This window comes from Nonomuraea terrae (assembly GCF_044465245.1).
Classification (GTDB): Bacteria; Actinomycetota; Actinomycetes; order Streptosporangiales; family Streptosporangiaceae; genus Nonomuraea; species Nonomuraea terrae.
Genome location: NZ_JBITLL010000005.1, coordinates 796,073 through 819,151 on the forward strand (window position 1 = coordinate 796,073; position 23,079 = coordinate 819,151).

Sequence of the window (23,079 nt, forward strand, 5' to 3'; positions counted from 1 at the left end):
TGACTCACAACTTGTATCCCACGCCGGGCACCGTCTCGATCACCTGAGGTTCGCCCAGCTTCTTCCGCAACGTCATCATCGTCACCCGCACCACGTTGGTGAAGGGGTCGATGTTCTCGTCCCATGCCTTGTCGAGCAGGTCCTCCTGGCTGACGACGGCGCCTTCCGCGCGCATCAGCTCCTCCAGGACCGCGAACTCCTTCTTGGTGAGCACGATCTCCTTGCCGTCGCGCTCCACGAGCCGCTTGCCCGGGTCGAGCCGGATCCCGGCCCGCTCCAGGACGGGCGGCAGCGGGGGCGCGGAGCGGCGGCCGAGCGCCCGGATCCGCGCGACCAGCTCGATGAACACGAACGGCTTGGCCAGGTAGTCGTCGGCCCCCAGGCCGAGCCCCTCCACCTTGTCGTCCACGTCGCCGGAGGCGGTCAGCATGAGGATCCGCGAGGCGGAGCGCTGCTCCACCAGCCGCCGGCACACCTCGTCGCCGTGCACCACCGGCAGGTCGCGGTCCAGCACGATCACGTCGTAGTCGATGTACGAGGTCCGCTCAAGGGCGCCCCCGCCGTCGTACGCCACGTCGACCGCCATGGCCTCACGCCGCAGACCCGTCGCGATCGCGTCGGCGAGCACCCGCTCATCCTCCACCACCAGCACGCGCACGCCTGGAACACCTCTCTCCGATTCTGGTGACTCATTGTGGCCACAGCGCCGATAAGCGCACGGTAAGGCATGTCCACGGGTGGGTGACGCGACGGTGAGGCAGACGGCGCGGAAATTCATGTTTCGGGGGGCGAGCACCCGGGGTATGCCTGCGGAACACCCATCGGCCGGGCATGATCCGGCAATGGGGATGACTTCGCCCCCATACGGAACGACCCGGAGAGAGTAGGTGAGATGGGCGAGTTCACGACCACGATCGAACACCGCCTCGACCAGGCTTACAAGGGCCTCCGAGAGGCCCGTAGCACCGGCGACGACTATCTCGCCGACACGCTCACCGCCGAGATCGAGGACCTGCGACGGCTGGCCGACGATCACGGTATTCCGTTGCCCCGCTGACCACACGGCAAACGGCCGGAGCCTTCCTCGGCTCCGGCCGTTTGCGCTGTCCGCGCGGGTCAGGCGTCGCGTTCTGGATCGAGCGAGGCCAGCAGGTCGTGCAGCTGCTCGAACAACCCGGGGGCGGCGCACACCGCGAACGACGGGCTGACCGGCCTGCCGTGCAACCCGCCGAGCCGGGCCCCCGCCTCGGTGGCAACCAGGCCGGCCGCGGCGTAGTCCCACGGGTTGATGCCGCGCTCGTAATAGGCGTCCACCCGGCCGGCCGCGAGCGAGCACAGGTCGATGGCGCACGAGCCGCCGCGCCTGATGTCGCGCACGCGGGTCAGCACCTTCGCCACCACCTCGCCCTGCACCGCGCGCCGGGTCGCGGAGTAACCGAACCCGGTCGCGACCAGCGCGCGGTCGAGCGGCACCCCGGTGTTGCAGCGCAGCCGGGTGTCGCCGAGCCAGGCCCCCCGGCCGAGCGCCGCGGTGTAGACCTCGCCGCGGGCCGGCACGTTGACGACTCCGGCGACGACCTCGCCCTTCACCTCGACGGCGATCGACACCGCCCATTCGGGCAGGCCGTACAGGAAGTTGACGGTGCCGTCGATGGGGTCGACGACCCAGCGGACGTCGGAGTCGCCGGGGTCCTCGCCCCCTTCCTCGCCGAGGATACGGTCGCCGGGGCGGGCGGCCAGGACGCGTTCGCGGATGAGCTCTTCCGAGGCCTTGTCCAGCGCGGTGACGACGTCGGTCGGGCTGGACTTGGTCTCGATCTCCCGGGACATCGTGGGCCGCTTGGCGAGCAGCATGTCTCCCGCCTCACGGGCGATGTCCTCGGCCAGGCTCAGGAAATCCGTCATCAGGCCACCGAGTCCGGGCGCTTCCATTCCTGGCCGAGCACGTGCCGGCCGAGGAAGGCGAGAACGGTCTCGTACCAGGCGACGATGTTGCCGGGCTTGAGGATCCAGTGGTTCTCGTCGGGGAAGTAGAGGAACTTCGCGTCGACCTCGGTGCGCCGCAGGTCCCACCACAACCGCAGCGCCTCGCCGATCGGCACGCGGTAGTCCTTGTCACCGTGGATGACGAGCAGCGGGGTGGTGATCTTGTCGAGCGACTGGTGCGGGGACAGCAGCGCGTACCGCTCCGAGCCTGGCGCGCCGAACTCGCGCTGCCAGAACATCGCGGCGTCGGTGGTGCCGGCGAACTGGTCGAGGTTCCACAGCGAGGCGTGGGTGACGATGCACTTGTAGCGGTCGGTGTGGCCGGCGAGCCAGTTGGCCATGTAGCCGCCGAACGAGCCGCCCATCGCGGCGATGCGCTCGCTGTCGATGTCGTCCCTGGCCAGGGCCGCGTCGACGATCGCGTCGAGATCGGCCTGGGTGCGCGGGCCCCAGTTTCCCCAGCCGCGGTCGATCATCTCCTGGCCGTAGCCGGTGGACAGGCACGGATCGGGCAGCAGGACGGCGTACCCGTGCTGAGCCAGGATCCACGACTGCCAGCGCCACTGCCAGTCGTTCCACGAGCCGATCGGGCCGCCGTGGATGAACAGCACGAACGGCGCCGGGTCGGCGGCCGAGGCGCCCTCCGGCAGGGCGAGCCAGCCGCGCACGGTGGCGCCGTCGTCGGTCGTGACGGAGATCTCGGTGAGCGTGCCGGGCACCTGCGGGCGCGGCGCGGGCGAGGGCAGGTCGGTGATCTCGCCGTCGGCCACGTCGATGCGGGCCGGGCCGGGGGCCAGGTCGACGGCGCTGCGCAGGGCGTAGACGAAGCGGCCGTCGGGAGAGGCGCCGAGGCCGAGGTAGGCGCCGTGGTCGCCGGTGAGCCTGCGCACCTCGCCGCCGTCCAGCGGCACGTGGAAGACGGGGCGGCGGCCCTGATGGTCGGCCGCGAGGTAGACGGACGAGGAGTCGGGCGCCCACGTGACGTCCGACGGGAACAGGTCGGGCGCGTACCCGGCGCCCTCCCCGGTGGCGAGGTCGGCGATCCACAGCTCGCTGCGCGTGGAGACCTCCAGGCCGGTACGGCGGTCACGGGCGCAGGCGAGCCTGGCCCCGTCGGGCGAGACGGCCAGCGGGCCCTCGAAGTCGTGGGCGTCGTCGGTGAGCAGCACCCGCCGCTCGCCGGTGGCCACGTCGATGAGCACCAGGTCGGTACGCCACTCACCCTTCGGCAGGTACGTGCGCCACGTGGCGATCACGGTGGAGCCGTCGGGCGTCAGCTCGAACGAGCCCTCGCGCAGCGCGTCTCCCGCGTCGGGCGTCAGGTCGCGCACGTCCTCCAGCCGGTCGTCGCCGAGGCGGGCGGCGAACAACCGGGGCCGACCGGGCCCGAGGTCGTGGTCCCAGTAGCGCACCGGGTAACCCTCGTGCAGGATCGCGCTGATCCCGGCGTCCTTGCGGGCCTTGCGCTTGTCCGCCTCGGCCGCCTCCTCGCCGTCGAGCACATCCGAGACGAACACCACCACGTCACCGGCGGTGCGCACGGCCCCGATGCCGCCGGGCCTGGTCGCCACCTGGCGGGCCTCACCGCCGGCGCGCGGCAGCAACCACAGGGAGGGCACCTCGTCGGAGGAGTCCTTGGCGGTGGGGTCGGGGCGCGCCGAGGTGAACAGCACGTCACCGGCGGCGGTGAACACGGCCGCCGACTCGCCCTTCGCGGAGCGCGTCAGCCGGTACGGCTCGCCGTCGACGGGCACGGCCCACAGGGCGGTCCCGTACGACTTGCCGTCGGGGTTCAGGGACTGGACGGTCGAGATCAGCCTGGAGCCATCGGGCGAGAGCCGCAGTGAGAGGACCCGGGGGATGGCCACGTAGTCACGAATGTCGTTGAATGCGCTCACTCGACCGAACCTACCGCGCGCTACAGACCGGCCGCATCGCCTGGCCTCCTCCTCGCTGCGGGACACCGCTCTCGCGCGAATAGGGTGGTCACGTGGGAAATTACGACGCCTTGCTGGTCCTGTCGTTCGGCGGCCCCGAGGGCCCCGACGACGTGATGCCCTTCCTGGAGAACGTCGTGCGCGGGCGCGGCGTGCCGCGCGAGCGGCTGCTCGACGTGGCCGAGCACTACCTGGGCTTCGGCGGGATCAGCCCGATCAACCAGCAGAACCGCGACCTCGTGGAGGCGCTGCGCCCGGTGGCCGGCGTCCCGGTCTACTGGGGCAACCGCAACTGGCATCCCTTCGGGGAGGACACCGTCCGCCGGATGAAGGCCGACGGTGTCAGGAAGGCCGCGGTCTTCGCCACCTCGGCGTTCGCCGGCTACTCCAGCTGCCGCCAGTACTACGAGGACATCGCGCGGATCTCCGTCGAGGGCGGTCCCGAGCTGGTCAAGATGCGCCACTACGGCGACCACCCCGGCTTCGTGGCCGCGATGGCCGACCACACCCGCGCCGCGCTGGAGCGGCTCGGCCGCGACGACGCCCGGCTGGTGTTCACCGCCCACAGCATCCCCGTCTCCATGGCCGAGACCGCCGGCCCGTCCGGCGGCCTGTACGAAGCGCAGCTGCGCAGGAGCTGCGAGCTGATCAACCAGGCGCTCGGCCGCACCGAGCCGTGGGACCTGGTGTGGCAGTCGCGCAGCGGCCCGCCGCAGGTGCCGTGGCTGGAGCCCGACGTCTGCGACCATCTGCGCAAGGTCAGCGCTCAGTCCGTGGTGCTGGTGCCGATCGGCTTCGTCTCCGACCACATGGAGGTCGTCTACGACCTCGACACCGAGGCCAGGGCGGTGGCCGCCGAGCTCGGCCTGCCGATGGAGCGCGCGGCGACGGCCGGTACGCACCCGCGGTTCGTCCAGATGGTGCGCGAGCTGATGGACGAGCCGGAGCCGGTGCCGTGTCCCCTCACCTGCTGCCCGCCGCCCCGCCGCCGCCCTCAGGCGTAGGTACGCGCGTACGCGTCGGCGATGCCCATCACCTTGTTCACGTAGTCCCATGAGTGGTTGTAGAACCAGATCGCCTTGCGCAGGCGCTCGCCGCCCTCGCCCGCCTTGTTGGCGCACAGGTAGTTGGCGGCGCCGGGCACGGCGTCGTACGGGCTCCAGATGTCCTTCTTGCCGTCCCCGTCACCGTCGACGCCGTAGTGCTTCCAGGTGGCGGGCATGAACTGCATCGGCCCGAGCGCGCCCGCGCTCGACGGGCCGTTGTTGCGCCCGTGGCTGCTCTCGACCTGCCCGATCGCGGCCAGCACCGTCCATGACAGGCCGGGGCAGCGGGTGGCGGCGGCCTTGTACAGGTCCAGGTAACTGGACGGGCGGCCCACGCTGACCTGAGGCTGCTGAGGTTGCCGCTGGGCCTGCCGCTGCTTGGCGGCGCGCTCGGCAGCGTCCAGCATGACGACCTGGGCGCCCTTGCCGAGCAGCTTGCGCACCTTGGCCTCGCTGATCGCGCCGGGCTTGCCGTGCAGCAGCACCGCGACGTCCGGCGCGAACCCGAGCGACCTGCCGAGGTCGGCGCTGATCACGCCGTCCACGCCGGGCAGCCCGAGCGGCGCCGAGGCGGCGGCGCGCAGCCGGGGGCCGCCGTCCACCTGGTACATCGCGCCGAGGATCAGCCCGAACCTGCGCATCGCGGAGGTGTCGGTCACCAGCTCGCCCCGGGCCAGCGCGCTCCACACGGCGGGCTCGTCGGCGACCGGCTGCGGCGTCCAGGAGCGGAACTCGGCCGGGTCGACGGCCAGCAGGTTCAGGGCCGTACCCGACATCTTGACCGCGCCCGCGTCCACCACGACCGCCTTCTGCACGTGCGTCAGCTGCGCGAGCCGGTGCCTGGTCTGCTCGGGCACCGTGCCGCCGGCGACGGCGAGCACGCGCGGCGGCGTCACGGTGACCCCGGGACCGCCCTGACCGAAGTCCTGCACGGGCTGGGCGGTCGGCACGATCTGGTCGAGCCTGGGGGACGCCGGCTGCTGGGCGCGGGGTTGCCTGCGCACGTTCTCCTGGGCGGTGTTGACCATGTCGTCGCCCAGGAGGACGACCACGCCTCCCGCCGCCGCCGTGACCGCGAGCACCGCGACGACCATGAGCATGACCGCTCGGAACGAGGGAAGACCGGACACTCGGGACACGTTAACCCACAGCCCTGCTTATCGACTTGCCTTCCGGACATGCGGTGCGCCAAGGTTGGGTCGCTGAAGTAAGGAGGAACTTGGGTGGTCGGGCCTTACCGGGGGTTGTTCGACGGGCCCGGCATCAAGGGCTTCGTGCTGGCCGGCTTCTTCGGCCGCATGCCGATGTCCATGCAGGGCATCGGCATCATTCTGCTGATCTCGACGCTGACGGGTTCGTACGCCGCCGCGGGCGCGGTCGCCGCCGTCACCAACGTGGCCTTCGCCGTGGCCGGCCCCCTCACCGGCAGGCTCGTGGACCGGTTCGGGCAGAGCCGGGTGATCCCGCCCTTCGCCGTGGTCAACGCGCTGTCGCTGGTCTCCCTCATGCTGTGCGCCGGTCTCGGCGCGCCCGGCTGGACGTTGTACGTCACCGGCCTGCTGGTCGGCGCCAGCTCGCTGTCGCTCGGCTCGATGGTGCGCGCCCGCTGGACGCACATCCACAGCGGCTCGGCCAAGCTGCACACCGCGTTCGCGTTCGAGTCGGTGATCGACGAGGTCATCTTCGTCACCGGGCCCGCGCTGGTCACGGTGCTGGCCACCGGCGTGAACCCGTACGCGGGGCTGGCGGTCGCGACCGTCTCGATGTTCATCGGCTCGCTGGCGCTGGCGGCGCAGCGCAGTACGCAGCCGCCCGCCCGGGGCGTCAGGTCCGTCTCCGGCACGCCCATCCTCATCCCCGGCATCGCCCTGCTGGCCTGCGTCTACCTGGGGCTCGGCGCGGTGTTCGGGTCGGTCGACCTCATCACCGTGGCCTTCGCCGAGGAGGAGGGGGCGAAGTCGGCCGCCGGGTTCCTGGTGGCGGCGTTCGCGGGCGGGTCGATGGTGTCGGGGCTGTGGTTCGGCTCGCGGCACTGGAAGATCTCGCTGCGCGGCCGGTTCGTCCGGGCGCTCGGCGTGTTCGCCGCGGGGCTGGCGCCGCTCGTGTTCATCAGCGACCTCAAGATCATGGCGGGCGCGCTGTTCCTGGCCGGTTTCGCCATCTCACCCACCCTCATCACCGGCTTCTCGCTCACCGAGCGCCTGGTGCCGCCGTCGCTGCTCACCGAGGGCATGGCGTGGATCTCGACGGCGATCGGGTTCGGCGTGGCGATCGGCGCGTGGGCGGGCGGCCGGCTCACCGAGGCCGTCGGCGCGTCCGACGCCTTCGCCTTCTCGCTGGGCGCGGCGCTGCTCGCGGTGGTCGTGGGCATCGGAGGTTCGAGTTTGCTGAGACTTCCCGAGGCTTCTTCACCGGCGAAGAGCTGATCCGCTACCGTCGGGACATCCCTCGCAACACCCATCACACTGGAAGCACTAGTTATGTCCCGACAAATCAGTTCACTTCTAGCTATTGCGGCTGTTTGCGTCACCCTTGCGCCGGCGCCCGCCTTCGCCCAGGCATCCAAGAAGGAGCCGGTCGACTGCAGCCAGGTCAAGTGCCTCGCCCTGACGTTCGACGACGGCCCCGGCCAGTATGCCGGGACGCTGCTCGACACGCTGAAGAAGTACGACGCCAAGGCGACGTTCTTCCTCGAGGGCCAGTACGCGAAGAGCCGCCCGCAGTTCGTCAAGCGTATGGCGGCCGAGGGGCACGAGCTCGGCAACCACAGCTACAAGCACCCCGACTTCACCAAGAGCAGTGAAGCGACGATCAAGGACGAGATCCAGAAGACCCAGGACGCGGTGAAGGCGGCGGCGGGCGTCGAGCCCAAGCTGCTGCGGCCGCCGTACGGCATGACGGACGTCAGGGTCTCGGAGATCGCCGAGCAGTTCGACATGCCGCAGATCCTGTGGACCGCCGGCTCCAAGGACTGGAGCCTCAAGAACGTCGACGCCATCCAGAAGCAGACGCTGGCCGTCGCCGAGCCGAACGGCATCATCCTCATGCACGACTGGGTGAAGCAGACGGTCGACGGCATGCCCGCGCTCATCAAGACCCTGCAGAACAAGGGCTACCACCTCGTGACCGTCTCCGACGTGATCAAGGACGAGAAACTCGAGCCCGGCGACGCCTTCCCCCTCCCGGAGGGCTGGGAGCAGTGAGTATCGTCGGTCCCTGACCGAACGATGCTCTGGAGGTGCCCGTGGCGTTCGTGAACTGGTCGCGCAACCAGTCGGGCACTCCCGCCGAGGTGCGCACGCCGTCCTCCGTCGAGGACGTCGTACGCGCCGTACGCGACGCCGCCGCCTCCGGGCGGCGGGTCCGCATGGTCGGCACGGGCCACTCCTTCACCGGGGTGGCCCTCACCGACGGCATCATGCTCCGCCCCGACGCGCTGACCGGCCTCAGGTCGTGCGCGGACGACCGCGTCACCGTGCCGGCCGGCACGCCGCTGCGGATGCTGAACGACCTGCTCGCCGAACGCGGCCTGGCCCTGGCGAACATGGGCGACATCGCCGAGCAGACCGTCGCCGGCGCCATCCAGACGGGCACCCACGGCACCGGTCGCGACAGCGGCGGCCTCGCCGACCAGGTGGCCGAGCTGGAGTTGGTGCTCGCCGACGGCTCCGTGGCGACCGCCGCGCCGGGCGACCACCTCTTCGACGCCGCCCGCGTGGGGCTGGGCGCGCTGGGTGTGCTGACGGCCGTGACCTTCCGGGTGGAGCCCGCGTTCCTGCTGCGGCACCGGCGGCGCAGGATGGCCCTCGGCGAGATCCTCGCCTCGCTGGACGAGCTGACCTCCACCCACGAGCACCTCGACTTCTTCTGGCTGCCGCACACCGACGCGTGCCTGGTCAAGACCGCCGACCGGCACCCGGGGCCGGCCCGGACGCCGGGGGCGTTCGCGCACTGGCGCGACACCGTCTTCCTGGAGAACACCGTCTTCGGCGCCGCCTGCGCCCTCGGCGCCCGATTACCGGGCCTGATCCCCCGCATCAACGCCGTCAGCGCCGCCGCGCTCGGCGACTCCGCGTGGGCGGACGCCTCGTACAAGGTCTTCACCTCCCGGCGCGACGTGCGCTTCCTGGAGATGGAGTACGCCATCCCGCGTGAACACCTCGGCCAGGCCCTGCGCGAGACCCGCGACCTGATCGACCGGATGGACTGGAGGATCAGCTTCCCGGTGGAGGTCCGCGTCACGCCGCCCTCCGGCGCCTGGCTGTCCACCGCGTACGGGCGGCCGTCGGCGTACGTCGCCTGCCACGTCTACCGGCCGACGCCCCATCCGGCGTACTTCGCGGGCGTCGAGGAGATCATGACCCGGCTGGACGGCCGCCCGCACTGGGGCAAGCTGCACACCCGGGACGCCGCGTACCTGGCCGGGGTGTATCCCCGCTTCGCCGACTTCACCACCCTGCGCGACCGCCTCGACCCTGACCGCCTGTTCGGGAACGCGTACCTGGAGGCGGTGCTCGGTTAGCGCTGGGGTGTGCCGGGGCCGGTCTGCTCCTCCTGCGGCACGGAGGGCGCGGTGGGCGTCGGCGCCTCTTCCATGTCGCCGGGCCGTTCTTCCAGCGGCGGCGGGCTCGTGGCCTCGTGCGACGGCTCCACCACGTCGTCGCTCCGCTGCGGCTCCGGCTCCTCCGTGGGCCGGCCGCTCGGCGGCGGGGTCTCCCCCGCGTCCGCGCTGCCGCTGGGAGTGGGCGTCGGCGTGGGTGACGGCTTCGACGGCCCGTACGTGACGGTCGGCTGCGGTGTGTCGTGCGACGGCACGGGAACCTCCTGCCGGGACGGCGGCTCGTGCTGCACCCGCGCCTGGTGCGGGACCTCGCCGGTGACCTGCTCGTGCAGGGTCTGCCGGGTGATGCCCTGGTAGGCGAGGATGCCGCCCATGCTGACCGCGAACACGATCACCGCGGCGCCCGCCACCTTCACCCACGAGACCCTGCGCCGCGGCTGCTCGGCGACCGGCATCACGAGCGTCGTCTCCCTGCTACCGCTCTCCGTCGTGGCGTCGGGCGTCGCGGCGTCCGGCGTTCCGGCGTCGGGCGTCGCGGCGTCGGGTTTCTGCTCGCCGGGCGCCGGCTCGTGGGGCTGCCAGCGGATGACCAGCGTGCGCTGCTTGACCCGTTCTTCGGTGCGCTTGAGGTAGTGCGTGTACACCGCGGTGGCGACGGTGCTCGCGATGCTGACCACCGCGGCGCCGATCAACGTGCCGGCCACGCCGAGGTAGGAGGCGGCCACGGCGGCGGTCACCGCCGCCAGGGCGCTGCCCACGATCTGCGGGATGCTCAGCTCGAACTTCCGCGGCTCGCCGCTCATCCCCCGGATCAGTCCTCTCTCGTCATGCGTTGGGTAAAGAGTGGTCTCGTGAATAGACGCGAGGGCGTGTCCCGTTGTTCCTGTGAGCTGTGCGACAGCCACCCTTGCACCTCGTGCCCCGACGTCTCGGCCTACCCTCCCTGTACTTCGCCGCGGCCATGGCGACGGCCGCCACGACGGCCGTCCCACTCGCCATGTCGCCCGCCTCGGGACTCGCGCTGCGCCCCGCCCCGTCCGAGCCCACGCGCCCGTACATCGTCCTGACCCGCGGCCGGCCAGCCGCCCGCGCCCTCGTCGGCGAGCTGCGCTGGCGGGTACGGCGTTACTACACCGCCGCCCTGCCCGGCTTCGCCACGTTCCTCACCGCCGGAGAGCTGGCCGAGCTGCGGGCCGACCACCGCGTGCGCGCGGTCGAGCCCGACCTGGAGATCCGTCCCATGCCGCTGGGCCGGTCGCCGGCCCTGCCCGCCGGGCGGCCGTCCGGCGCGGGCACCACCGTGTACGTCGTCGCCGGTGGCCTGGACGCCGCCCGCGACGAGTTCGGCGACCAGGCCTGGCGCGCCTTCGACGCCACCGGCGGCACCGGACGCGACTGCGCCGGCCACGGCACCCAGGTGGCCCGCCGCGTCCACGCCGCGGCCCCCGGCGCCCGGGTCGCCTCCGTCCGCGTGCTCGGCTGCGACGGCTCCGGAACGCTGTCGGACCTGCTGGCCGGGATCGACTGGATCCACCGCCACGCCCGCCGGCCCTCCGTCGCCGCGCTGCCCCTCGACGGCGCCGGCTCCGCCGCTCTCGCCACGGCCGCGCGGTCGTTGTCACGCTCGGGCGTGTTCGTCGCCGCGTCGTCCCGCTCCGTCGCCTGCCGGGCCACCCCCGCAGGCCGGACTTTCTCGGCGTACGCGCCGGAATTGGCCGGAGCCGCCGCCCGGCTCCTGGAGCTCCATCCGGCCGCAGGGCCGTCCGCCCTCGCCACTTCGCTGAAGTGCACAGCGGCGCGGCCCGTGATTCGCCAGAATCCGTCGAGGGCCTCTACCCTCCACGTGCGCGATGGCGGGCTCTGACGGGATGGACTCCTCAAATGTGACCGGCGTCACATCGCCCCGGGGCTATCCCAGGAAGGCGATGTTCGGACATGCCGGGTACGGTGCTGGCAGGCAACCGGCACACGCGAGAGACTCAAGGGTCCGGGGGAAGAATGGCGACGCTGACGAAGGGACTCGCATGCAGGAGCTCCGACTCGTCGCGGTGAGTGAGGACGGCACCTATCTCGTCCTGGCTACGGCCGGGCGGGGGACGCGCTTCACACTTCCCGTGGACGACCGGCTCCGTGCTGCCGTCCGCGGCAACTTCTCCCGTCTCGGCCAGTACGAGATCGAAGTGGAGAGTCCGTTGCGCCCCAAGGAGATCCAGGCCCGCATCCGCGCGGGAGAGACGGCGGAGGAGATCGCCGCGACCGCCGGGATCCCGGTCGAGCGTGTCCGCTGGTTCGAGGGGCCGGTGCTGCAGGAGCGGGAGTACGTCGCCCAGCAGGCACAACGCGTCTCCGTACGCATGCCCGGCGAGTCCGCGCCCGGGCCGACCCTCGGCGACCTCGTGGCCGACCGGCTCACCCGGCGCGGCGTGCCCACCGACGAGATCGACTGGGACTCCGCCAAGCGTGACGACGGCCTGTGGCGGGTCAAGCTCGGCTACGTCTGGAACGGTCACACCCGCCACGCCGAGTGGCTCTTCGACCCGCGCAAGCGTCACGTGACGCCGCACGACGACGAGGCGCTGCGCCTGTCGTCCGCCGACTTCGACCCCGAGCCCGCCGTGGTGGAGGACACCACGGTGACGCCGTTCGCGCCACGGGTCGCCAAGTTGCAGCCGGTGCCGCCGCTGGCCTCCGAGACGGTGCAGTTCCCGCCGGTGGCGCGCCGCGAGCCGGAGGAACCGGCCGTCGGCTACACTCCGCCGCCCGGCCGGGCTCCCGACTCCGCGCCGCGCGACACCCCGTTCGACCGCGACCGCCGCCCCGACCCGGGCCGCGAATCGGCCCTCCGGCCGGACCCCGGCAGAGAATCGGCCCTCCGGCCCGACCCGGGCAGGGAGTCCGCTCTCCGGCCCGACCCGGGCAGGGAGTCGGCCCTGCGGCCTGACCAGCGGTCCGACCCGGGCAGGGAGTCGGCCCTGCGGTCCGGCTCCGGGGCCGAGGGCGGGTCGCGGGAGTCCTTCCGCCCCGAACCTCCGGCCCGCGAGACCGGCTACACCCGCCCCGGCGACACCACGTCCCGCCGCGGCGGGTCTTCGCCGTGGCTGCCCGACTTCGGCTCGGGGCGCGAAAGCGATTCCATCTACGCTCCCGGCACCTCGCCTTCGTCCCGCCCGGTGTCCGAACAGCCGCCCGCGCCCAGGCCGGCCCAGGACTCGTCGCCGACGCAGGAGCCGTACGCCGGGGAGCGATTCGCGGCAGAGGAGCCGTCCGCGCAGGAACGACCGCCGCACGACGCCCATGGGTCCGCACCGGCTGAGCAGTCGCGCCCGTCTTCGGGGCCGGCGGATGCGTGGCAGCCGTCCGACGGACCGGCAGAGGCCTCCCCACCGGTAGAGGCGTCGGCGGGTGTGTCGTCGCCCGTCCGGGACCAGCCCGTCACCGCGCCTCAGACAGACCAGCCCGTCACCGCGCCTCAGACAGGCGAGACCGCTCCGACCGCGGCGACTCCGGCTGCACTCGCCGCTCACCGCTCCGACACCGACACCGACACCGACACCGACACCCCGGCCTCCGTCCAGCGCCAGGAACCCACCACCGCCCAGGCCGAGCAGTCCGCCGCGGCCCAGGCCCCTCAAGCCCAGCCCATCACAGCCGCCCAGCCGCCGACGTCTCCGTCCGTCGCGCAGACCCAGCCTTCCGGGACCACACCGGCTCAGCCGTCCGCCGCCGCGCAGCCCACGTCGGAGGTTGCGCAGACCGCCTCCGCCACGCAAGTCGGCGGTACCGGCGCGCCGACCGACGCCGCGGCCGAGCAGACCGACTCGACCGACCAGGTCGACAGTGCTCCCGCACAGGCCAATTCGGCGAAGCAGGCCGGCGCGGTCGAGCAGGCCGACGGTGTCGGCCTGCAGAACGGCTCGGCTGATCAGGCCGGTGCTGCCGACGTGCGGGCCGAAGGTGCCGACGTGCGGGCTGACGGCCCTGCCGTGCAGGCTGACGGCGCCGCTGTGCAGGCTGCTGCGGAGGGTGGTCAGCCCGGCGCTGCTGAGACCGGACTCAGCGGTCAGATCGCATCGACCACCACACCGGCCGCCGAGGCGAGCGCCTCCCCTGAGTCGGACGCCACTTCCCCGACGGCCACCACGCCCGAGGCGACACCGCAGAGCCCTGCGGCCGCAACCGGCGCACCGCGGACGGACACCGCCGAGAAGGACACCGCACAAGCGGACGCCTCCCTCGGGACCACCTCCGCGACCAGCGAGGCTCCGGCAGCCCCGGCGGCGGCAGCCGCCACCGCAGCAACCACCGCAGCAACCACCGCGGCACCGGCGGATCCCGCCCCCGCGGACGCCGCCCCCGCGGACGCCGTTCCCGCGGGTCCTGCGCCGGCGGGCGCTACGGCTGCTGCTGTTCAGCAAGGCCCCGCGTCCGCGGACGCAGCTTCGGCAGACGCCTCGGCAGACGCGGCCTCGGCAGTCTCCGCTTCCACGGAAGCTGCCTCGGCAGGTGCCACCTCAGTGGACGCCGCTTCGACCGGCGGGGATGCCGCCGACGCGAAGACGCCCGTCGAGGGGTCCGCCGAGCCGACCGGCATCGCGGAAGCCACCACCACGAATCCCCCCGCCCCGGAAGCGGCTGCTCAGGAGGGCAGCTCCACGGATCGGCCGGGCGCCGCCACGACGCCCGCCACGGCGGAAGGTACAGCGACGGTGGACACCACCACGACCGCGACCAGCAGCACGACACCGGAGACCGGCGTGCCCGCGGAGTCCAAGGCCGAGGCCACCACTCCGGCCCCTGCGGACACCGCCAACGCCTCTGCTGCAACGGCCGAGACCAAGACGGACGAGCCCACCAAGACGGAGGGGACCGCCAAGGACGGCGAGGCCGGCAAGAGCGCTCCGGCCGAGGCGGAGGCGTCCTCGGCGGACGCGACCGTACCGGACACGAAGGAAGCGCAGCCGGAGGCGGACGCCGCGCCCGAGCAGGACGCGCAGCAGAGCAAGCCTCCGACGCCCAAGCCGAAGCCGGCGCCGTCGGTCCCGGCGGCGCGGGCGGGCAAGGACGAGGGCAAGGAGGACAAGCCCGTGCCGGTGCCGTCCCCGCCGCCCGCCCCCGCCGCCCGGCCGCGCAAGTCGCGAGGCCGTCGCGCTTCGGTCCCGACGTGGGACGAGATCATGTTCGGCGCCCGCCGCCAGGACTGAGGACACGCCGAACACCTCGCAGCCTGGCCGGCCAGGACTCCACCGATGCTCTGCTCCGGTGAAGTCCTGGCCGACCAGCACACCCCAGCCCCTTGCCGGCCATCACGCCTCCGACCCGACCGCCATCCACCGCGGACCCACGGATCAGCGCGGTCCGGCTCACCGGCCTTCAACCCGGCACCTACCGGCCGGCACCCACCCGCCACCCCCATCCACCGAGGCCCCAGCCGGCGCGGCTCCGGTTCGGCCGCCTTCCGCACAGCACCTACCGGCCGGCACACCACCACTTCCACCACTGACCGCCGACTTGGCCGCCTTCAGTCCGAGACCTGGCGGACAAAGCACCTCTTGAGCTGCGGATGCCGCTCAGCCCGGCGATCAGCGTGCCCGCAGTTCGGCCACCTTGAATTCAGGACCGGCACACCACGGGATCGACCGCCACCTACCAGCGCATCACCGGTTGGGCCCCTTCATCCGGCTGAGGCGCCGCCGCTTCCGCTGGTAAGGCCCTACTCCCACGGGGCGACGTCCCGGCAGCGCCTCTTCTTCGGGACGGCGCTTCGGGGCCGGCGATGTCATGTCAGGAGACGGGGGCTGTGGCGGGTCGGCGCGGTTCCCTGCGGCGGCATCGGCTCTTGCCGGCTCGGCGGCACGCGGCCCCTGGGCATCCCCACGCATCTGGTCGTCGAGGTTCGGGCTACCCGCTTTCGGGCCCGGTGTGGCAAGGATGGTGACGGAGGTTACTGGTTGGGGGGTCGGGCGAGGAAGGGGGTCAGCCATTCCGGGGTGACCTCTGCCGGGAAGTCCGCGGCCTGAGCTTCTGAGACGTCGATGGCCGAGTAGCCGCCCTTGCCGGCGCCGACGCCGGCGATCAGCGTCAGCACCCCGGCGCGGCGCTGGAACCACGTCTGCCGGAGACGCCAGCCCACCACGGCACGGCGTTCGATGACGGCCTGCGCGCGCCGGAGCGAGCCCGACCGCACCGACACGCGTACGCCGTCGTAGCCGTGTCCCAGGGAGGCGTACCGGTCGAGGCCCAAGGGGACGCCCAGTGCGGCCAGGAACAGCGTCAGGACGAGCAGGACCCACCACAGCGTCGCCCCCGTCGCCCAGGCCGCCGCGGCGCTCGCCGACGCCACCACGAGCCACGGGAAGACGGCGCGGAACAGGCGGCGCCTGCGCGCCACGGGCGGGTGGCGACGGAGTTCGGACCGGTAGGGTCCGATGGCGTCGGCGGCCACCTGGTACGCGACCCCGCGCGGCACGTCCGGCAGCAGCTGACCGCGGGTCTCCGAGTCGCCCAGCCCGGTCACGATGGCCCAGACGCGTACGACGCCGGCCCAGCGTTCGGCCAGGCCGTCCACGATCTCGTAGCCGCGTACGCGCTGGGACTCCAGCGACACGCTGCGCCGGTTGATCAGCCCGCGTTCGGCGACGAGGTAGCCGTCGCGGCGTTTGAGCTGGAAGTTCCAGTTGAAGATCGCGTACATCAGGCCGCCCGTGACCGGCATCGCGAGCACGAGCAGCAGGGCCACGGCCAGCAGCAGGTACGGGTGTTCCCAGAGCCACTCCCCCGCGCTCCAGGCGGTGTCCTGGCGGAAGCCGAGCTCGTCACCCCATTGGAACGCCAGGCCCACGGCGCCGCCGATGAACGCGAACGGGGTGAGCAGGTACGCACCCGACAACGGCCCGTACAGCAGCCACTTGCGGGGCACGGAGATGATGGGCTGTTCGCGGGGCCCGGCGGGTGCGGCGGTCTCCTGGGCGTGCGCCTCGGGGCGGCCGGCGCGGCGCAGGAGGAGCGACTTGAGCCGTTCGGCCTCGGCGAGTGTGACGCCGTCGAGCTTGGCCTCCTCGTCGCCGCCGCTCGCTCCCGTGTCGATCTTCAGTACGGCCAGGCCGAGCAGGCGGTGCATCGGAGGCGTGGAGACGTCGACGCCGCGGATGCGCTCCAGGGGGATGGTGCGGATGGAACGGCTGATCAGCGACCGTTTGGTCTCCAGGCTGTCGCCGATGATCTCGTACGTGAAGGTGGCCCAGCGGACGAACGCGACCACCACGGCGCCCACGACACCGGCCGCGGCCCAGGCGTACGACCTCGGCGAGAAGCCGCCCACGAACAGGACGCCGATGAGGGGCAGGAGGAGGGAGGGCAGCATGCGTACGGGGTCGATGAGCAGCACCTTGGGGCTGAACCGCCGCGGTGCCCGCCCGGGTCCCGGATAAGGCGGCATCCCACCGGGCGGCGGCGGATACCCACCCCACGGCGGCTCCCCCGGCCCGGGCCCAGGCCCGTACGGCTGCCCGGACGCCGGGCCAGGCCCGTACGGTTGTCCAGGCGCTGGGCCAGGCCCGTACGGCTGCCCAGGCGGCTGGCCCGGAGCCGGGGCGTGCCCGTACGGGTGCCCTGGGGCGGGAGCGGGTGGCCGGCCGTGATGGAGCGGCGGGCGCTGGTCGGGGTGGTCTCCCCCAGGTGGCGCCCACTCGTGACCCGGCGGTTGCTCCTGGCCGGGCGAGGCGCTGGGGGCGGGCGGCGGTGTGGGGCGCGGGCCCTCGGCGGACGGAATCCGGTCGTCCGGTTCGGCGCCGTCGGCGGCGGGGCGCGGATCCTGGCGCGGTGGCGCGCCACGGGCGGCGTCGTCGTCGGAGGAGGGCCGTTCGGGCGGCGGCGGGCCCGCGTCAGGCGCGGTGTGGTGGTCCGAGGGAGTGCCGTCGTGAGGGGAGCGTTGTCCGTCACTCGGCGGATGCGGGACAGGCGGAACGCGGTCGTCCGAGGCGGCCGTCTCCGAGGAGGGGGCGGCGTGCTCGTGGCGGTTCGGGTGGGAGTCCGTCATGTCGCGTCGTCCCTGAGCTCTTCGGCGCGATGGGCCAGTTGCTCGGCGAGGCGGGCGGCCACCTGGAAGTCGAGGCCCTTGATCGTGGAGGAGCCGGCGTGGGAGGCCGTCCGGATCTCCAGGGTCGCCAGTCCGAGCATCCGCTCGAACCATCCTTGCCCCTTGTCGACCGTCTGGATGCGGCTCACAGGCACGAACACCCACTCCCTGGTCAGGTAGCCCGACCTGGCATAGACGACGTCCCCTGAGAGCTCCCAGCGATGCACGGCGTACCGGACGAACGGCTCTGCCACCAGGACCGGCAGCGTCAGCACCACGACGGCGACCGGCAGCAACCAGGGGTCGGCCGCCAGCCACGCGGGCACCCACGACCACCCGCTGCCGACGACCCAGCGCGACACCAGCAGCGATCCGCCCAGCCAGAAGGCGAACGCGATCAGGGACTCCAGCAGCCACAGCCGGATGGCCTTGGGCGAAACGCGGTTCGCCGGATCGCGCAGCGGCCCTGTTGTCGTCACAAACCCCAGCTTAGGGGGCGAACCTCCCGGACGATCTGACAGCGCGACGGAAAGATCCCCACCGGCCCGTACGCACGGGTTTGTGCCGCCGGGGCGCGCCCGGAACCCGTGCCCCTGTCGCCGCGCCCGGCGGCGGGTCCATCCGCCGTCGGCGAAACGGCGGCGCGCGATGCCCGCACGGTACGCCGCAATCCGGACACGGAGCGCACCAGGGGCCGCAGCGCTGTGGCCAACGTCACTGCGCAGATGACCGCATTCTGGCTGGTTTCGGATCCTTTACCAAGCACGGACCATCGGGAAACGGTCTGCGCACCGCCGAGACGCGCGTAGCATCGTCCGGCATGGGGCTGTGTAACACGGCATCACGCGTGCGACGCATCGCCGTCAGTGTGACGGCGGTGGCCGTAACGTTGGCGTCGTCCGGTTGTGGCAGCTTCAGCTTCGTCGGTAGATCCCAGGCCAAGGACATCGCGCAGGTCAACGTCTCCAGCCCTGAGCTGCATGACGGCAAGCCGCTCCCGCGCGAATACTCCTGTCAAGGCGACCAGGGCAGCCCACCGCTGCGCTGGTCGAGCCGGCCGTTGCCCGATGCCGAGTCGATCGCCATCGTGGTCGACAGTCACACGGCGTCGGAGTCGGCCGTGCACTGGGTGATGTACGACATCCCGGCCACCACGACCGAGCTGGGCCCCAACGCCGCCGCCGAGCCCCCCGAGGGCTCGCGTCAGGCGAAGGTGACCAGTGGGAAGACGGGCTACGAGCCCCCCTGCCAAGACCGGGCGAGCTACCGCTTCTCGGTCTACACGTTGAGCGGGAAGGTAGATCTGTCTCCGGAAGACGAGCTTCCCAAGATCCTGAAGAAGATCGCGGATCTGACCATCGCCCGCGGCCGGCTCACGGCGGTGAACATCGAGTGAGTAGTCGAACACGACATGTAGTGCAGGTGTACCAATTCTTCGCTTAGGGTGTGACAACTCTCTTAGTGGTCCGACACAATCAGATCGAATTGTTAGGCACTGGTGATCAAAGGGGGCAGATCGCGTCGATGGCCGCGCGATCTCATCGGTGCCAGAGGGAGGCCATGGCTTTGAGGGTGGTGCAATGATCGCGGTCGTAGTGAGCTTGGTCGCTGTCGTGCTCCTCGTGCTCGTCGTCGTGGCACTGGGCATGCGTTCGATGAGTCGCAGAGAGAGCTCGCTTCCTCCGGAACGGCTGAAAGAGATGGCCGAGAAGGAGGAGCTGACCCATGCGCGTTCCACGGATGAGTTCGCAGCCCACGAACCCCGGATGAACAATTTCAGCCCCGACTTCAGCCCCATTGACGCGCCGAAGCAGAAGCCGGTGCGCACCGGCCAGCGCGGCCGGCGGGGTGTCGACGAGTGGGGCAACCCGAGCAACGACGAGGACGACGAGGAGTTCTGGGCCAGCATCCGCAGCGATGCAGAAGAGGGCGGTTTCGGCGCCGACGGCACCGTGGCGGCCAGGAAGGCCACCTCTCGTCCGGTGGAGCGGGAACGGTCCGGCGACCCGCTGCCCGAGCGTCCGGCCAGGCGTTCCGAACGCAAGCCCAAGCCGCAGCCGCAGCCGCAGCCGGCGTCGGCCGCGGCCGATCCCGACGCGACGACCGTCCAGGCTCCCCTGCCGCAGCGCCAGCCCGCCGCCGCGGGCGGCCTCGCCGACCTGGTCGAGCCGTCCCCGCGCCCCGTTCCCTCGCAGGCCGAGCTCGCCGACCAGCGCACCGTGACGTTCGCGGCGCCGACGCCCGACGTGCTGAGCATCCTCGGCGCGGGCGCGCAGCCGGTGCCCGCCCCCACTCCGTCCGAGCCGGCTCGCGCGCCGCGGCCCGCCTCGGTCTCCTCCAACGGCGTGTCCTCCAACAGCGCCTACCCAGCCGCGACCAGCAGCGGGTCCTTCCCCGCGACCGGCTCGTACGGCGGCGAGGCGAGCGCCTCCCCAGGCAGCGGCTCCTTCCCCGCCTCTCCAGGCAGCGGCTCCTTCCCCGCCGCGCCCGTGGCGGGCTCGTTCCCGGCCGCCGGCCCTACCTCGAGCGGCAGCTTCCCGGTGGCCGCCGCGCCCATCCACGGCGCCCCGACGAGCGACCCGTTCCCCGCCTACGGCGGAGCCGGAGACTCGCTCGACGCGACCGCGACCTGGTCAGCCACTCCGGCGGCGACCACGTCCGGCTCGTGGCCCGCCTCGCCCGACATCTTCGACGACCCCACTCCCGCCCCCGTCCCGCCGCCCGCCAGCCCTTACGCCTCGCCGGGATCCTGGCCGGCGTTCGAGCAGCCCACCTCGCGCCCCTCGTACGAGGTGCGCGCCGGATGGGCGGTGGCCGACGACTCCGAGCCGCTCACCGGGCCCACTCCCGCCGCCGGCACCCCGACCGCGCCGAACCGGGCGGTCTCGGCGTACGACGACGTGTTGTCGGCCCCGACGCCGACGCAGTCGCCGTTCACGGCGGGCGCGTACGAGACGGGCGACATCAGCAACCCCGCGGCCTGGCCCGCTCCGCCGCCCGCGCCGGGCGCCGCGGCTCCGGGCGCCCAGCCCGGCTACGGGCCTCAGCCGGAGACCCAGGGCACCGAGCGCCGCGGTCGCCGGCGCACCCCGGAGCAGGACCATCCGCACGACTACTACAGATGATCTTTAGCGCCTATTAATCCGCAAAACCTGCGTGACGTCCCCTCAAACAAGGGACGGCGGAGCAATAGGGTTTGCTCCATGTTCCGCGACACGCAGAGTAGCTGGATGAGCACCCTCCGGCACGACGTGCCAGCCTCGCTCGTGGTCTTCCTCGTCGCGGTGCCCCTCTCCCTGGGCATCGCGATGGCCTCGGGAGCGCCACTGGTGGCCGGACTCATCGCCGCCGTGGTGGGCGGCATCGTGGCAGGCGCCCTGGGCGGGTCCGCAGTGCAGGTGAGCGGGCCCGCGGCCGGACTCTCGCTGGTAGTGGTGGACCTCGTCCACACGTACGGGTGGCGGGCCACCTGCATGATCACCCTGCTGGCCGGAGCCGTCCAGCTCCTGCTGGGGGTGTTCAAGGCGGCCAGGGCCGCGCTCGCGGTGTCGCCGGCCGTCATCCATGGCATGCTGGCGGCCGTCGGCGTGATCATCGCACTCTCCCAGTTGCACATCGTGCTGGGCGGCAGTTCGCAGCACTCCGCCATCGCCAACCTCATCGAGCTCCCCGGGCAGGTCGCCGACATGCACGGGCACAAGGTCGCCGTCGGCGTGCTCACGATCGTGGTCCTGGCGCTGTGGACGCGGCTGCCGCAAAGGGTCAAGGCGGTCCCGGCCCCGCTGGCGGCGCTGTTCGTGGCGGCGGTGACGGCCTGGGCGTTCGGCTGGGACGTCACCCGCGTCGACCTGTCGGAGAGCGTCGGTGAGTGGGCGTTCCCGGTCTGGCCGGCGGGCGACTGGCACATGATCGTCTCGTCGGTGCTGCTGGTGGCGCTGCTGGCCGGCTGCGAGTCGCTGCTGTGCTGCGTGGCCGTCGACGGCATGCACGGCGGGCGCCGCGCCGACCTCGACCAGGAGCTGACCGGCCAGGGCGTGGCCAACATGGCGACGGGCGCGCTCGGCGGACTGCCGGTGGCCGGGGTGATCGTGCGCAGCACCGCGAACGTGAAGGCCGGGGCGCGTACGCGCATGTCGGCGATCCTGCACGGGTTCTGGGTGCTGGTGTTCGCGCTGGGGTTCGGCTGGCTGATCAAGCTGATCCCGCTGGAGGCGCTGGCGGCCCTGCTGGTGTTCATCGGCGTGCAGATGGTCAACCTGGGCCACGTCAAGAAGGTGCACGGGCACGGCGAAGTGCCGGTGTACGCGATGACCATGGCCGGTGTGATCCTGCTCGGGCTGGCCGAGGGCGTGCTGGCGGGCCTGGCGCTGGCCGCGCTGCTGGCGCTGCGCCGCCTGACCCAGGTGACCGTGCTGAAGCGCGAGGACCGCGACGGGCCGCTGCACGTGACGATCTCGGGGTCGCTGACGTTCCTGGGCGTGCCCAGGCTGACGCACGAGCTGCGCACGATCCCGGCGGGCGCCGACGTCGACCTCGACCTGAACATCGACTTCATGGACAACGGCGCCTTCGAGGCCATCCACTCCTGGCGGCTCGACCACGAGCGCATGGGCGGCACCGTGCACATCGACGAGTTGCACGACGAGTGGTACGCGCTGGCGGCCAGCGGGGCGCGTACGTCGCCGGTGAAGTCTCTGCCGAAGGCGCCGGACCGCTGGTGGCTGCCGTGGGCGCACCGGCGCCGTCACGAGGAGCCGCATCCCGCGCCCGTGGAGGCAGGCTCCGACGGCGCCTCGGCCGCGGGGCAGGCGGAGTGCCTGCTCACGGCGGGCGCACGCGAGTACCACAGCCGTACGGCGCCGCTGGTGAAGCCCATCTTCACGGCCCTGGCCAGGAAGCAACAGCCGTCGCACCTGTTCATCACGTGCGCCGACTCCCGGATCATGCCGAGCCTGATCACGTCGAGCGGTCCCGGTGACCTGTTCACCGTGCGCAACATCGGCAACCTGGTGCCGCGCAGGGGCTCTGAGCCGCACGACGACTCGGTGGTGGCGGCGATCGAGTACGCGACGCAGGTGCTGGGCGTGCACACGATCACCGTGTGCGGCCATTCCGGATGCGGCGCGATGGCCGGGGTGCTGAGCGGCGGCGTGCAGGCGGGCAGCCTGCCGGGGCTGCGCAAGTGGCTGCGGCACGGCGACCACAGCCTGGCCAGGTTCATCGAGACCGAGGGCGACCGGCTGCACAGCGGGGCGCTCGACGTGCTGTGCCGGGTCAACGTGCAGCAGCAGCTGGAGAACCTGCTGACGTACCGGAAGGTCGAGGAGCAGGTCAGGGCCGGGAAGCTGGAGCTGGTCGGGTTGTTCTTCGACATCGGCTCGGCCAGGGTGCACATGGTGCCGCCGCTGCGGCCGATGGTCCCGGCGGGCCGGGAGGATCAACGGCTGATGACCGACTGAGGCGCCTCGGGTTCGC

General features: G+C 72.2%; 17 protein-coding genes. 10 read left to right on the top strand and 7 right to left on the bottom strand.

Translation table 11 applies throughout. The features are described 5' to 3' along the window. Positions 1-4: 4 nt before the first annotated feature. Entirely contained in the window at positions 5-658 is a 654-nt protein-coding gene (locus tag ACIBP6_RS27460) for a response regulator transcription factor (RefSeq protein WP_132616588.1), read from the bottom strand. Between the two features lie 234 nt (positions 659-892). Between ACIBP6_RS27460 and ACIBP6_RS27465 the strand changes: the two genes are divergently transcribed. After that, positions 893-1,057, top strand: coding sequence for a hypothetical protein (locus ACIBP6_RS27465; RefSeq protein WP_165969927.1), 165 nt, complete (start codon positions 893-895; stop codon positions 1,055-1,057). Between the two features lie 59 nt (positions 1,058-1,116). On the opposite strand, the gene ACIBP6_RS27470 is transcribed toward ACIBP6_RS27465, so the two are convergent. Both ACIBP6_RS27470 and ACIBP6_RS27475 read right to left on the bottom strand, forming a co-directional pair. Further along, on the bottom strand, positions 1,117-1,905 hold the full coding sequence (locus ACIBP6_RS27470; RefSeq protein ID WP_397056620.1) for an inositol monophosphatase family protein: 789 nt from the start codon (positions 1,903-1,905) through the stop codon (positions 1,117-1,119). Further along, the gene (locus tag ACIBP6_RS27475) at positions 1,905-3,884 is read right to left on the bottom strand and encodes a S9 family peptidase (protein ID WP_397056622.1); all 1,980 of its coding nucleotides are present in this window, start codon (positions 3,882-3,884) and stop codon (positions 1,905-1,907) included. Before ACIBP6_RS27475 ends, ACIBP6_RS27470 begins: the two co-directional genes overlap by 1 nt. Positions 3,885-3,976: 92 nt before the next feature. Here ACIBP6_RS27475 and ACIBP6_RS27480 point away from each other — a divergent pair, with 92 nt between their 5' ends. Further along, on the top strand, positions 3,977-4,927 hold the full coding sequence (locus tag ACIBP6_RS27480) for a ferrochelatase (RefSeq protein ID WP_397056623.1): 951 nt from the start codon (positions 3,977-3,979) through the stop codon (positions 4,925-4,927). On the opposite strand, the gene ACIBP6_RS27485 is transcribed toward ACIBP6_RS27480, so the two are convergent. Further along, complete coding sequence (locus tag ACIBP6_RS27485; RefSeq protein ID WP_397056625.1) at positions 4,918-6,099, bottom strand: lytic transglycosylase domain-containing protein; 1,182 nt, start codon at positions 6,097-6,099, stop codon at positions 4,918-4,920. The genes ACIBP6_RS27480 and ACIBP6_RS27485 overlap by 10 nt on opposite strands. 93 nt (positions 6,100-6,192) lie before the next feature. Here ACIBP6_RS27485 and ACIBP6_RS27490 point away from each other — a divergent pair, with 93 nt between their 5' ends. The 3 genes from ACIBP6_RS27490 to ACIBP6_RS27500 are packed head-to-tail and all read left to right on the top strand — an operon-like array spanning position 6,193 to position 9,491. Continuing rightward, the gene (locus tag ACIBP6_RS27490) at positions 6,193-7,395 is read left to right on the top strand and encodes an MFS transporter (protein WP_132616598.1); all 1,203 of its coding nucleotides are present in this window, start codon (positions 6,193-6,195) and stop codon (positions 7,393-7,395) included. 54 nt (positions 7,396-7,449) lie between these two features. Further along, the gene (locus ACIBP6_RS27495) at positions 7,450-8,172 is read left to right on the top strand and encodes a polysaccharide deacetylase family protein (RefSeq protein ID WP_397056627.1); all 723 of its coding nucleotides are present in this window, start codon (positions 7,450-7,452) and stop codon (positions 8,170-8,172) included. Between the two features lie 41 nt (positions 8,173-8,213). Further along, positions 8,214-9,491 (top strand): D-arabinono-1,4-lactone oxidase, encoded by a 1,278-nt coding sequence (locus ACIBP6_RS27500; RefSeq protein ID WP_397056629.1) that lies wholly within the window; start codon positions 8,214-8,216, stop codon positions 9,489-9,491. On the opposite strand, the gene ACIBP6_RS27505 is transcribed toward ACIBP6_RS27500, so the two are convergent. Then, on the bottom strand, positions 9,488-10,333 hold the full coding sequence (locus ACIBP6_RS27505; protein WP_397056631.1) for a hypothetical protein: 846 nt from the start codon (positions 10,331-10,333) through the stop codon (positions 9,488-9,490). The genes ACIBP6_RS27500 and ACIBP6_RS27505 overlap by 4 nt on opposite strands. Before the next feature lie 113 nt (positions 10,334-10,446). On the opposite strand from ACIBP6_RS27505, the gene ACIBP6_RS27510 reads away from it, so the two are divergent. Both ACIBP6_RS27510 and sepH read left to right on the top strand, forming a co-directional pair. Next, entirely contained in the window at positions 10,447-11,394 is a 948-nt protein-coding gene (locus tag ACIBP6_RS27510) for a protease inhibitor I9 family protein (protein ID WP_397056633.1), read from the top strand. Between the two features lie 160 nt (positions 11,395-11,554). Next, complete coding sequence (gene sepH, locus ACIBP6_RS27515) at positions 11,555-14,731, top strand: septation protein SepH (protein ID WP_397056635.1); 3,177 nt, start codon at positions 11,555-11,557, stop codon at positions 14,729-14,731. A gap of 740 nt (positions 14,732-15,471) precedes the next feature. On the opposite strand, the gene ACIBP6_RS27520 is transcribed toward sepH, so the two are convergent. Further along, positions 15,472-16,914: a PH domain-containing protein gene (locus ACIBP6_RS27520; RefSeq protein WP_397056637.1), complete on the bottom strand. Its 1,443-nt coding sequence runs from the start codon at positions 16,912-16,914 to the stop codon at positions 15,472-15,474. A gap of 647 nt (positions 16,915-17,561) precedes the next feature. Next, positions 17,562-18,083 carry a PH domain-containing protein gene (locus ACIBP6_RS27525; RefSeq protein ID WP_397056639.1) on the bottom strand — a complete coding sequence of 174 codons (522 nt, stop codon included), beginning with the start codon at positions 18,081-18,083 and terminating at the stop codon, positions 17,562-17,564. Between the two features lie 398 nt (positions 18,084-18,481). On the opposite strand from ACIBP6_RS27525, the gene ACIBP6_RS27530 reads away from it, so the two are divergent. From ACIBP6_RS27530 to ACIBP6_RS27540, 3 genes are all read left to right on the top strand, one after another. Further along, positions 18,482-19,000, top strand: coding sequence for a YbhB/YbcL family Raf kinase inhibitor-like protein (locus tag ACIBP6_RS27530; protein WP_397056641.1), 519 nt, complete (start codon positions 18,482-18,484; stop codon positions 18,998-19,000). A gap of 184 nt (positions 19,001-19,184) precedes the next feature. Further along, positions 19,185-20,729: a hypothetical protein gene (locus ACIBP6_RS27535; RefSeq protein WP_397056642.1), complete on the top strand. Its 1,545-nt coding sequence runs from the start codon at positions 19,185-19,187 to the stop codon at positions 20,727-20,729. Between the two features lie 105 nt (positions 20,730-20,834). Then, positions 20,835-23,063: a SulP family inorganic anion transporter gene (locus ACIBP6_RS27540; protein ID WP_397056644.1), complete on the top strand. Its 2,229-nt coding sequence runs from the start codon at positions 20,835-20,837 to the stop codon at positions 23,061-23,063. The last annotated feature ends 16 nt before the right edge of the window (positions 23,064-23,079 follow it).